We start from the raw sequence: 11,129 nt of genomic DNA on the forward strand, positions 1-11,129 counted from the left end.
CTCTCATTTAGCTAATGAAACTATATTAATAGAGCCAGTCTATGATTGTATGTTTTTAAATCTCGAATGGCTATCTTTATATATTTAACTGGCGGGACATTTTTTATTGTAGTAATAATACTCTAAGAGCATTGAGGCTAACCAAAAATCCCTATATAAAATAGACCTCTTGCAAAAGTAGCAGAGGATTTTACAATAACTCATACATTCACAACTGGCTAAGAACCATGCCAAACATAGATAAGCTTCTTAAACAAAGTGATGCTGGTTTTAAACGTTACACAGGCATTCATAAAGCGACCTTCCATGAAATGCTGGATGCTATGCAGCAATGTGAAGCACAAAAGACTAAATCAGGTAGACCAAGCGTGCTTAGTCTTGAGGCGCAAATATTACTGGCCCTTACTTATTGGCGTGAATACCGGACGCTGTACCATATCAGTATGGACTTCGGTATTCATGAGTCTTCTGCTAGCCGTATTATTCGTAAAGTAGAATATGTTCTTATCAATTCAGGCAAGTTTGAATTACCTAAAAAGCTGCCTAGTAGAGTCGATGACGACATCAATTGGTCAGTCGTGATTGTCGATGCAACCGAAACCCCTATTGAGCGTCCAAAAAAAACCAAAGAGACTACTATAGCGGCAAGAAGAAACAACACACCTTAAAAGCGCAAGTGATCGTCCACTGGAAAACAGGTTTGATATTAGATGTTCAAACGTCCAAAGGCTCTATTCACGATTTTAAGCTGTATAAAGACACTTGTCCTGACTGGTTACCTTGTGACGCTAAACTATTAGCCGATAGTGGCTATCAGGGCATTGCAAAGTTACATGAACAGAGCTTCACCCCCTTTAAAAAGCCACGTGAGGGTCAATTGTTAGAGCTCTGCAAACAAGCTAATCAGTATCTCGCTAAGTTTCGCATTATGGTTGAACACAAAATAGGCTTAATCAAACGGTTCAAAATCGTGGCTCATAAATATCGCAACCGTCGTCAGCGCTACGATCTTAGAATGAAGCTATTCGCCAGTATTGTTAATTTCGAGCTTGGTTTATGACTTTTGCAAGAGGTCTAATACATATAGAACTACAAGTACTACCACAGCAATCAATAACCATCTTAAAATTGTGAAAGCAATCTGAATAGCAGAGATGCAAACTGCAAAGGGTAATAATATCAATGTTACTAACTTTCCAAATATACTCTTTTGACTCCATCCCTTCCTGTATACGTAATTCGTTAAACTTTCGATATATCCATCAATAAATCCAAAATCTGATGTATTACTATTTCCTCTATTACTATATCTGCTAGATTCCCTATCATTCGTTGCATCAGACTGAATAGTCCCTTGAGAGGCAGTAGAAATTGGAGTGCCTAAGATATTACCCTGATCATCGTAAGTATAAATAAGAGTACCGTTTTGAATGCTTACTGTAGAAGCAGTAAACCCTACTAACCTACCTCCTCTAGTAAAAATTGAGACTGGCAAATCTTGCCCTGTTTCATCATACAGGTAAACACTACTTCCTCTTTGAACAGCGTTAGCTATCATAAGCATGACTCCTGTATTTTTATCGTAAAATTTAAAATTCAAGTTAATCGTATTTCTTGAATTGCTCTCCATCTTAGCTTATGAATTAGACGATCCTGTCGTTCATGAGGCTCATTGCATTAAATAAACTCACTTTTTTTAACTGCTCAACATTATTGACGGACATATTACCAAGATTAGAATTTGCCACTACGACAGCCAAGGTTTGTGCTCTAGAGATCGCGACATTAATGCGATTTTTGTCCAGCAAGAAATCAATGCCGCGAGGTGATTCACTAGCATCACTACTGCACATACTTAAAAATATAATAGGCGCTTCTTGCCCTTGAAACTTATCAACGCTACCAATCTTGGCTTGTTTGCCCAAGGCGATTTTTAACTTACTAACCTGATGATTATAGGGAGCGACAAACAACATATCGTCCCAAGTTATGATTCGAGTTTCTGGCTCTCCAGTATCTTTAGTCGCACCAGTATGCAATAGACGCCCCAATAGCGATTCAGCTAATTGCTTAATCACTATCACCTCCTCATCAGAAGCCTGAGTATTACCTTCATGCTCTACAGGGATAAAGATGATTCCTGCCTCAGAGTTTAAATGCGCTTCTAGAGTTTGCTGATCAGTATTTTGAGTAGCTGCATCTACTGTTTGAAGAATTCGCTTATCATTGTCAAAGTGTGACTTGAGTTTACCTTCATAAATTAGCTGGCTGATAACAGTATTTACTTTGCTATGCATACGATAAGTCGTATCTAAAAACACACCTCTATCTGCAGGTATTGTCGGTGTTTTATGGAGTAGATAATCTAATATAGATAACCCACTTTGAGCAGGATGGGTGCCTTGTGAAGGTTGACCTAACTGCATCTGATCACCCATTAATACTAAATTTTTAGCACTGCGACTCATAGCTACCAAGTTTGCCGTTGAAACTTGCCCTGCCTCATCAATGAATAAATAGTCGAGCTGCTCAGTCATATCCTCCCGCGCAAACCCCCACGCAGTCGTCCCAATAACGCAGGATGACTCTATATGACCGATTAACTTACTATTGCTTGAGATAGTCACATCATAATCTGCAAGCTCATCATCAGTATCTTGTGTACAGATAAAAGCTGCTTTTATATTTTGGAGTTTGCAATATTTAGCAGTACTGAGTAATAAGTTATTGATCGCTTTATGACTGTTACTGGAGATACCTATTCTTGCTCCTGATTTAAGCAGATGGGCGATGACATGTTTACCAGTGAAAGTCTTGCCAGCGCCAGGAGGGCCCTGTATAGGTAAGTAGCTATTATCTAGATTAACAATCGCTGTGATGATTTGCTCTAAGCGTGCATTAGGTTCATCACTATCGACAATATCACCGCCTGTATGATTTGATATTCTCGGCTTTGAACCCGTTAAAAAGTCTATAACGGCAGATTGTTGTTGTCTAAATAACCCTTGCTCATACTCAGCAACCGTTCTAAAAAGGGCATCTGAGATTATACTTGTATCAATATATTCGTTTGGTATCAGTGATACTATGTTCGATGGTTCGTCTTTAGTTTTAACTACGATTATACCCTTATCTAAATCACTCTCCTCAGCAACAAAGCTAACCGTAGCATTTTTGCCATTTAATTTTTCAACTCCAAGCAAATAGAAGCTTTTCGCAGCGCCTTTAAATTCTTGCTCGACATCGAAACTATACTCATAACTTAAGTTTCTAGCTTTGGGTTGAGACTTAAAGGGGGCTCTATCCGTGCGCTCGCAAAGAGCAAGACAGTCTAAGTCGTCAAAAAGCTCTATCTCGTCTGAACCAAGGCGGTCAAAAAGCTTCCAAAACAATGGTTTAGACTCTCTTCGATGAAATTCTAACATCCATGCTAGATTCTCAGTGAGTTGTGCTTGTTTAGGGTTATCTAGTAACTCTGTTTCAGCTTGGTCTAATAGACGGTCACGCAATGCGGTAACCATGGTCACTTCTTCGGAGACTGCTGGCTCAATGACTTCAGTTTTACCAAGATACTCAATACGATGTATTGCTTGCTGCTCCCTTAACCATACTGTTAGCTCCTGCGTAGAATCGCAATCATCAATATTATAATCACGAATATCATTTAGAATCTTCGAGGTTTGCCAAGTATCTCCTTCTAGACCTTGCTCAAATAACTGTCGCCAGTGATCATAAACAACGATAGAATCACCGCCATTGCCTACCTCAGTGTTACGCTTGCTTCGATATAGACGCTCTACATTTTTGATAGAATATTTAGGCGCGCCTAATCGTAAACCGCCCTTCACCACTTTATACAAGTCTACAAACACTTCATTTCTTAAAAGTTGATCAACCTCATATTCACAAATGCCATAGCGACCCATAAGCTTTCGGCACGCGGCAATTTCATAATTGGCGTAGTGGTAGATATGCATACTTGGGTCTTGTTGCCATCTATCATATACCCAGTGAATAAACGCCTCAAAACACTGTTTTTCTTGTTCAGGATTGTGAGCCCAGAAATCTTTAAATTGACGATCACCCTGCTCATCAAAATAACTATTACCCCATAAATACTCTAAACCACCCTCATCAAGTGGAAACCCTTCAATATCGAAGAATACATCTAGTGCAGAGTGTGGCGGTAATACTGCTAGTCCTTTTTTCTCATCCTCTGTGTGAGGTAGTATTTCAAACTCTGGTATAGCGTTACCATTAGGCTCATCTGAATTTTTAGTTTTTAAATGGGTTTTGATTTGTATAGCAGCTTGATCTTTAATTTTAGCGAGAGATGTGGAATGAATACCATGCACTGATAACAAAGGCAGCTCTGCAAGCTGCTGCATAGTGTGAATACCTACTTTATTGAGTTTTTTAATTTGTGCTTTGGTAATGTTCGCCACTTGAAACAGATGATCTTTATCGAGCAAAATTTGTTCGGCATGGTTACTCCAATTACCCCAACTTTTCGAGTCAGCAGGATCTGGTTTTTGATCGGGATGAAAGCGAGAGTGCTCGACCAAAAAAGTATTTTTAAGAGATAGATAATAGTAATAAAAATCATGAGTGTTTAGTATTTGCTTCTCACCATTGCCAAGAGCAACGGTAATATTTTGAGGCAAGCAGCCTTGAATGGCCTCAAGCATTTGAGCGTAGCAACATAATTGGATTATAAATGTTGGCTTGACGTGACTAGCAAGCTTAGTGTCCCACACCTCATAATGCCAATCTCCGAGATTGCTTAAAGGTTGATCTGACTTGTGCTCCACTTTCACCAGAAAATCAGCATAGCCAGCGAAGTGCTCAAGCTCTAATCGTGCTTGAACAATGACTTCAGCACCTTGCTTCATAGCGTTGAGCGTTTTGGTATATCTTTCCTCTTTGGTAATGCCTTCAATTTTGACTAGTATCTTGCCTTCAGCTATGAACTGCGTCTCTAGCTTATCTTCATGCTCATAACCTTTTTGTTGCAACATCACCATAAGCTCGTCACTAGGATCTGGCTTAGGTGCTAACTCTGGATACTCTTGAGCGAGTCTATCCATCCATGATGCAAAAGGGCTCTCCATGTATTTGGTTAGATCTGATGGAGAGTAATACATACCTTCTTTTTTATACATTATTTGCCTTATATTTATGGCTCTATTAAAATCTTCTCTTAAATAGTCTTTTTTTCGTAGAATAAAAATTAATAATTATCTATCTAGGTATTAGCAGAATTTATTTTTCAATTCATATTAATATCTTACTTATCATTAATTATGTAAAACTAAATCCAAGAATAATAATTTTAATACCAACTGAGCAGTAACAATATTATTTACTTATCTTACATTCATCAACATATAAAGTAACTAAATTTTGTTCGACATAAATTGACTGGAAAAACAATGCTCGATGCTATAAACCTATCATCTCTTTAAGTAAATTAGTGCTACTATAAATAAGTTCACATGACTATATCTATTTGAATTCAAAGTTTTTACTACAAGGATGAGAACCATGCCAAATATTAACGTTAATGGAACTATGCTTGTTTATAGGGTGGTGTTCTAAAAAGTATGCTGGCGATAAAAGTCAATAAAAGTCAATAAAAGATCTATGCTAAGTTATCTGATTCTATAGGGCTTTCAAGGCTTCAAAAATTGTTCAAATTTTAATCAGCATACTTTTTGACACACCACCGTTTATAGTGATCAAGGTCCGAAAGACGCACCAGTATTAGTGATGTGTCACTCCCTATTTTTTGATCAAACAATGTTCGCTCATCAAACAGAATACTTCTCTAAGACTATTAGAATTGTGAGCTATGATCTTCGAGACCAAGGACAAAGCTCTCGATCAGATTTAAAAAGTGTTGATATGGATACGCATACCGATGATGCGATAGCATTGATTGAGGCACTCAACCTAGCACCTTGCTTCTTTGCAGATAACTCTATGGGAGGCTTTATTGCTTTGCGTTTAGCTTCTCGACGACCAGATTTACTAAAAGGTTGTATTGTACTTGGCTCTAGCGGAGAGCTTGAATATAAGCTCTCTGATTTCTCCCCCCCTAATTGATGGTGTAAACGCACAAGGCACCGAACCATTTATCGACACACTCATATATATTATGTTTGGTGATAACTATTTGGCAGACGCCTCACGTGCAAGCGAGCGCGAGTACTGGCGTAATCATATGCTGAAACTAGGGCCAGATATTGCGCGCAGTGCTCATGGTGTTATACATCGTACAGGTGTCTTAGATGAGCTTAAGGACTGTAAGGTACCTATGCTAATATTGGCAGGTGAGCAAGACCACGCTTACGAAGTGCCACTTTCCCATAACATCGCTCAAACTGTAGCGGATAGTCAGATGTTTGTGATTCCAAAGGCGGGCCATTCGGTGGCACTTGAGCAACCAAAGATCGTCAATGAATATATTTCTGATTTCATTTCAGAACATTCATAGCCTTATTGTTTTTTAGGTTTTTGATTGAGTGGTTATGCATCTATAAAATAATGATAAAAAGTAACTTATATTTCTTACTATATTCTGATTATCAACTCATTGATCATTCAGTTTTTACCGTTTGATGATCAGTAGCTTGATGGTTTGACTATCTAATTCTTTTCAAATTAATCTGTTTTCTTAATGGTGATATTAAACCAATTATTCTCAATACTAGATCTTTTATCGGCCGACAACCAGATCTTATACTCAATTACTTGCGGTATTTTAGCAACAATAGCTTTCCAACGTGATTCATTCATATCACAAAAGAAGCGCTCCTCATCTACTCGCTCCCCTTTTCCATATTTAAATGAAACATACATTACCCCATCATCAGTAAAGGTATCTAACAACGAGTTAATAATGAAAGGTAGCTCGAGAAAAGGTACGTGTAGCAATGAGGCGCAAGCCCAAATGCCAGTGAACTTATTTTCCCAAGCCTGCTTTTCAATACTGCTAAAATCTAAGTGGACCCAAGTAATTCTGCTCGACATATGATGTTGCTCAGCCCACTGAATTAACTCGGCGCTGGCATCTATCGCTGTTACTTCATAACCTTGTTTAGCAAAGTAATTTGAATCCCTACCTGAGCCACAGCCCACGTCTAAAATACATTGCGTGTCTCTTTGAGGGAGCTGATTAATAAATAGCTCGTATAAATCATGCATATCTATGCTTAACGTTTGACAAGCAAACTCAACGGCATTTTCATCATAATAGTTAAGGGTGCTTTTGAATGATTGTTTGGTCATAAGGTGACATATCTATTTATCAGGCTATAAGCTGTGGTAGCAAGCTAGGGTTAATAGTACGGAGCTTTATACTTGGTTCTGGTGACCAGACCAAATCCTCATGTTCCACCGCTATTTGATAAGCCCACTGGCTAATCGTCTCTGAGCGTTGCTGGTTGGTTATAAAACCTATGGTTTTTGCTTGCTGTTCAATCGTATAACCGTGTTGTTGATTGCGCTCTAACCACTTTTCATAGAACAGCTCTTCAGCAAGATAGTCAAGTTTGCTGTTGTTACAGCGATGATCAGTAAGTACGAAGTTGTGAGTGGTATCAATGGGGTATTTCGACCAAGGAATGAAATGATCGACCTCGATATTATTTTTTAAAGCTTTATGACAATAGAAGCACTGCCCTTGTTGGCTATCAATTAATATGGACTCCAAGACCTTTAAGCTTTGTCTTGATTGATGAAATAGAAATTGTTGTAGGTCAATATCATCGCTAAAGTAAGGTTGATTGTGACGGTTTTTACGCACAAACTCAGTCCAGTATTGCTGACAGAGTTTATGAATTATCTGACTGAAACGGGTAAAACAATATGCGATTCCAGGCATCAATACTATCGCGTTTGCTTTAGGATTATAAACATATAAAAATTCACGACTGACCTTATCTTGTGCACTTTGTAAATACTTTGCCGGGTTGTTTTTAATGGTCTGAGCAACCTCTTTAATCGTTGACTGCCACTTTCTAATATCACGCGTCCGAGCTACACGTATGCTGGTAGTTTTAGTCTTTTGTTGCAACTTCAGTATGCTAGTAATAACCTTAGCTTGACCCCCTGCATTACTCTGTTTCAATACGGAGTCATCATCTTGATGTGAAAATGGTAGTGTTTGTGTCCAATAAAGCTGAACAAACTGCTCAGCTAACTCTTCATATGACATACTGCGCTCGCTATTATCACTAATAGCTGATTCTATAGAAAGGTTTGTCATCGCCATTAATAAAGCGAATTTATAGGTAGACGTGTAAGAGCTAGACTCAAGCAACCATTGAATACGTCTTAGAAAGTTAAGCTGAAAGTCGGCAGAGGGCACAATGAGAATCCTTTAAAATATATCAGCATAATCTAATTTTGCAAAGCCTTCATAGGCACGGCGACTACCAGTTTATAGAATCTTACAAAGCTATTAATCTTACTCAAAATTAAATTGAACGGTAACCATCCCGAGTATATCGGAAACACTTTTATTTGAGTCAGGCAGCTTAATTATATTTATTAGGTGTCTTAAGTTTGGGAAGGTTACCATGGCAAACTCCTCATCAATTCATTAGTTTACCAAGTTTGTCTCTATGATTTCTTTAGCATAGCTGAGTCGCATTGGAGTGCCTAAACTCAGATACTTCTTTTTTGAGCCATCACTTCACCAATTAGTTGATACAAGTTGTTCAAAGGATTTGATGGTTATTCTCAAAATTTTAAAACTGACCGTCAAAGTGGGGAGCGAAGGGAATATCGTCATCTACTGGCCCAGGTGGAAGCCCCTGATTAACATTGTTGTTATTTATTTTATTATTGGGTGATTGCTGGTCGTTCTGAGGCTTTTGACGGTCTGGATGACTGATTTTTCTGTTGTTATCGTCATTACTATCTAGCATCTGCATCTGGTCAGCGCGAATTTCAGTCGCATAACGGTCGCTACCGTCAGGGGCTTGGTACTTACGAGTGCGTAAGCTACCCTCAATATAGACTTTGCTACCTTTACGCAGATACTGAGCGGCGATTTCACCTAAACGATTGAATAGTGAAACACGATGCCATTCGGTCGCTTCTCTTTTTTCGCCACTCTGTTTATCAGTCCATTGCTCAGAGGTCGCTACTGATATATTGGTAACACTACCGCCGTTATTAAATTGACGTGCCTCGGGATCTGCACCGAGGTTTCCGATGATGATGACTTTATTAACTCCGCGCATAATATTTCTCTCTTAGTTTGGTAGTTATTTAAATAATACATTGTAGTAGTTGAGCGACATCTCCACACGCTTCTTTACTTGCTCTATCAAGGACTCATAAGATTCAATCTTTACTGACCTAATGCGTTTGTGTTTATGAAACCTGGCGTTATCTATTACAATTACACACGGTGTGTTTAAGTTTTGAATAAGTGCGTCTTTGCACCAGTCATACATCACCTCCCAACTCAAATTCTTATATACATACTCAAGAACAAACAGACTTTTTTATATAAAGCGCCTATGACATTTCTACGCTCTTTTAATTGCCAGTTGTAGCAATCGGTACAGGATTTACTAACAGGTGCATAGCCATGACGAACAATTTTAGCCACAAAGTCTTTTTCACCCATGTAAGCAATGCGATAGCCTTGTAAAAATGGTAAGCATTGCAAATGCTATAAGGTTCTATATTCTGAAACTGATAGAGATATATTGTACATAAAATGAGACTTTAGAAATGCAATTTTCGCTTGAGGCAATATTTTTTCACTTAAAGAATTCTTTCGTCATCTCATCCATATATTGACGCCACTCTTCTACAGTCTCAAACCCTTGTTCTTTAGCTGATTTTTTTTCATACTCCTCATGTTTTTTCCTAGCTTCCTCTAATCTCTTCTCACCCTCTTCTATTTTTATATCTAATACCTTATCGAGTTTTCCCATAGCTATACTCACTTCCTGAGAACCCTTACTAACTAGTTTAAAACCCACTTTGATAGATTTAAATAAAGCTGCAATTATTTCTAACATTGTTGTATACCTCTATTGAATGATTGATACCTCATCTTACACTATGTGTTTCATATTTCGGGTGGTGTATCAAAAAGTATGCTGACGATAAAAATCAATAATAAATCTATACTAATTTCTCTGGTTCTAAAGGGCTTTCAAGGCATCAAGAATTATTCATATTTTAACCAGCATACTAAACCGCCCCGATATTGTCGGAGGCTCAACATTCTGTGAGAATACGATAATGAAAACACGAAACTACACTCCTGAGATTAAAGAACGCGCCGTTCGCATGCTGATTGAAGCGTTGGGCGATTATCCCTCCACATGGTCAGCTATCCAAGTCATAGCGTCAAAGATTGGCTATGCGCCTGAAACTCTGCGATCATGGCATAAAAAGCATATAGACCAAACCATTCCGGCATCGGTACAAGCTCAAAGCCAAGAGCAGCGTATTAAAGAGCTTTAATGAGAGCATAAATATCTCAAACAAGCCAAAGAGATATAACTAAGGCTGCTGCTTTTTTCGCCCAAGCGGAGACGAGCCGCCCACCCAAGTAATGGTCGATTTTATTGATGTTAACAAGCAGGAATATAGGATTGAGCCATTCTATAGAGTATGACCGATTGCCATGTCAACTTACTATCGTGTTAAAGACTTAGAAAGCCGTCCTGAAAAGCGCTCATTGCGCGGTCAGCATGACGACTATTATATCAGCGACATTAAACGTATTTGGCTAGACAGCAAGTATGGTCATGGTGTACGTAAGGTTTTGGCATCAGATGAAAGTGGGAGGCACTCATGTAGCGCGCTGTATGGTAGAATGTTTAATGAGGCAGTATGACCTGCAAGGCGTTTGGCGTGGTAACGGCAAAATAACGACTAAATCTCGTGATGTCCAAAAGTGCGCTAAAGACTTGGTCAATCGCAACTTTAATGCTCGTCGTCCTAACGAGTTATAGGTTGCTGACTTTACCTATATCAAGACAACCAGCGGCTGGATATATGATGTGTTTGCTTGCGCTATTGTCGGCTAGAAAGCCTCTAATGAGCTATGCTGAAGAAACCGTACAACTAAACTTGGTAAACTAAGCGTATTAATC

At 38.6% G+C, this 11,129-nt stretch carries 12 protein-coding genes; 6 read left to right on the forward strand and 6 right to left on the reverse strand.

Annotated features, from left to right (window positions below):
- The first annotated feature begins 227 nt into the window (after window positions 1-227).
- Window positions 228-668: a transposase family protein gene (locus I3257_RS08385; RefSeq protein ID WP_238049405.1), complete on the forward strand. Its 441-nt coding sequence runs from the start codon at window positions 228-230 to the stop codon at window positions 666-668.
- 8 nt (window positions 669-676) lie between these two features.
- Window positions 677-1,060 (forward strand): transposase family protein, encoded by a 384-nt coding sequence (locus I3257_RS08390; RefSeq protein WP_238049406.1) that lies wholly within the window; start codon window positions 677-679, stop codon window positions 1,058-1,060.
- On the opposite strand, the gene I3257_RS08395 is transcribed toward I3257_RS08390, so the two are convergent.
- Together I3257_RS08395 and I3257_RS08400 are read right to left on the reverse strand one after the other, a co-directional pair.
- On the reverse strand, window positions 1,055-1,558 hold the full coding sequence (locus tag I3257_RS08395; protein WP_238049407.1) for a hypothetical protein: 504 nt from the start codon (window positions 1,556-1,558) through the stop codon (window positions 1,055-1,057). The two genes, I3257_RS08390 and I3257_RS08395, sit on opposite strands and share 6 nt — an antisense overlap.
- Window positions 1,559-1,643: 85 nt before the next feature.
- A complete protein-coding gene (locus tag I3257_RS08400) occupies window positions 1,644-5,162 on the reverse strand; it encodes a TM0106 family RecB-like putative nuclease (RefSeq protein WP_238049408.1) in 3,519 nt (1,172 codons plus the stop codon).
- A 637-nt stretch (window positions 5,163-5,799) separates the two neighbouring features.
- Here I3257_RS08400 and I3257_RS08405 point away from each other — a divergent pair.
- Together I3257_RS08405 and I3257_RS08410 are read left to right on the forward strand one after the other, a co-directional pair.
- Window positions 5,800-6,105: an alpha/beta hydrolase gene (locus I3257_RS08405; protein ID WP_238049409.1), complete on the forward strand. Its 306-nt coding sequence runs from the start codon at window positions 5,800-5,802 to the stop codon at window positions 6,103-6,105.
- A 70-nt stretch (window positions 6,106-6,175) separates the two neighbouring features.
- On the forward strand, window positions 6,176-6,496 hold the full coding sequence (locus tag I3257_RS08410) for an alpha/beta hydrolase (protein WP_238049410.1): 321 nt from the start codon (window positions 6,176-6,178) through the stop codon (window positions 6,494-6,496).
- 167 nt (window positions 6,497-6,663) lie between these two features.
- Here the strand turns inward: I3257_RS08410 and I3257_RS08415 are convergent, their stop codons facing one another.
- From I3257_RS08415 to I3257_RS08430, 4 genes are all read right to left on the reverse strand, one after another.
- On the reverse strand, window positions 6,664-7,290 hold the full coding sequence (locus I3257_RS08415; protein WP_238049411.1) for a class I SAM-dependent methyltransferase: 627 nt from the start codon (window positions 7,288-7,290) through the stop codon (window positions 6,664-6,666).
- A gap of 19 nt (window positions 7,291-7,309) precedes the next feature.
- Complete coding sequence (locus I3257_RS08420) at window positions 7,310-8,218, reverse strand: HNH endonuclease (RefSeq protein ID WP_238049412.1); 909 nt, start codon at window positions 8,216-8,218, stop codon at window positions 7,310-7,312.
- Between the two features lie 535 nt (window positions 8,219-8,753).
- Window positions 8,754-9,251, reverse strand: coding sequence for a single-stranded DNA-binding protein (gene ssb / locus I3257_RS08425; protein WP_238049413.1), 498 nt, complete (start codon window positions 9,249-9,251; stop codon window positions 8,754-8,756).
- 528 nt (window positions 9,252-9,779) lie between these two features.
- Entirely contained in the window at window positions 9,780-10,043 is a 264-nt protein-coding gene (locus I3257_RS08430; RefSeq protein WP_238049414.1) for a hypothetical protein, read from the reverse strand.
- A gap of 226 nt (window positions 10,044-10,269) precedes the next feature.
- On the opposite strand from I3257_RS08430, the gene I3257_RS08435 reads away from it, so the two are divergent.
- Both I3257_RS08435 and I3257_RS08440 read left to right on the forward strand, forming a co-directional pair.
- Entirely contained in the window at window positions 10,270-10,494 is a 225-nt protein-coding gene (locus I3257_RS08435; protein WP_238049415.1) for a hypothetical protein, read from the forward strand.
- A gap of 163 nt (window positions 10,495-10,657) precedes the next feature.
- Window positions 10,658-10,870, forward strand: coding sequence for a hypothetical protein (locus I3257_RS08440; RefSeq protein ID WP_238049416.1), 213 nt, complete (start codon window positions 10,658-10,660; stop codon window positions 10,868-10,870).
- The last annotated feature ends 259 nt before the right edge of the window (window positions 10,871-11,129 follow it).

The organism is Psychrobacter sp. Ps7, from assembly GCF_022129225.1.
Classification (GTDB): domain Bacteria; phylum Pseudomonadota; class Gammaproteobacteria; order Pseudomonadales; family Moraxellaceae; genus Psychrobacter; species Psychrobacter immobilis_A.

What these genes read in the sequence shown, in the direction of transcription:
- I3257_RS08385 (WP_238049405.1), top strand. Translation starts at nt 228, where the DNA reads ATGCCAAACATAGATAAGCTTCTTAAACAAAGTGATGCTGGTTTTAAA.
- I3257_RS08395 (WP_238049407.1), bottom strand. Translation starts at nt 1,558, where the DNA reads ATGATAGCTAACGCTGTTCAAAGAGGAAGTAGTGTTTACCTGTATGAT.
- I3257_RS08400 (WP_238049408.1), bottom strand. Translation starts at nt 5,162, where the DNA reads ATGTATAAAAAAGAAGGTATGTATTACTCTCCATCAGATCTAACCAAA.
- I3257_RS08405 (WP_238049409.1), top strand. Translation starts at nt 5,800, where the DNA reads ATGTTCGCTCATCAAACAGAATACTTCTCTAAGACTATTAGAATTGTG.
- I3257_RS08415 (WP_238049411.1), bottom strand. Translation starts at nt 7,290, where the DNA reads ATGACCAAACAATCATTCAAAAGCACCCTTAACTATTATGATGAAAAT.
- I3257_RS08420 (WP_238049412.1), bottom strand. Translation starts at nt 8,218, where the DNA reads ATGTCATATGAAGAGTTAGCTGAGCAGTTTGTTCAGCTTTATTGGACA.
- ssb (WP_238049413.1), bottom strand. Translation starts at nt 9,251, where the DNA reads ATGCGCGGAGTTAATAAAGTCATCATCATCGGAAACCTCGGTGCAGAT.
- I3257_RS08430 (WP_238049414.1), bottom strand. Translation starts at nt 10,043, where the DNA reads ATGTTAGAAATAATTGCAGCTTTATTTAAATCTATCAAAGTGGGTTTT.
- I3257_RS08435 (WP_238049415.1), top strand. Translation starts at nt 10,270, where the DNA reads ATGAAAACACGAAACTACACTCCTGAGATTAAAGAACGCGCCGTTCGC.
- I3257_RS08440 (WP_238049416.1), top strand. Translation starts at nt 10,658, where the DNA reads ATGTCAACTTACTATCGTGTTAAAGACTTAGAAAGCCGTCCTGAAAAG.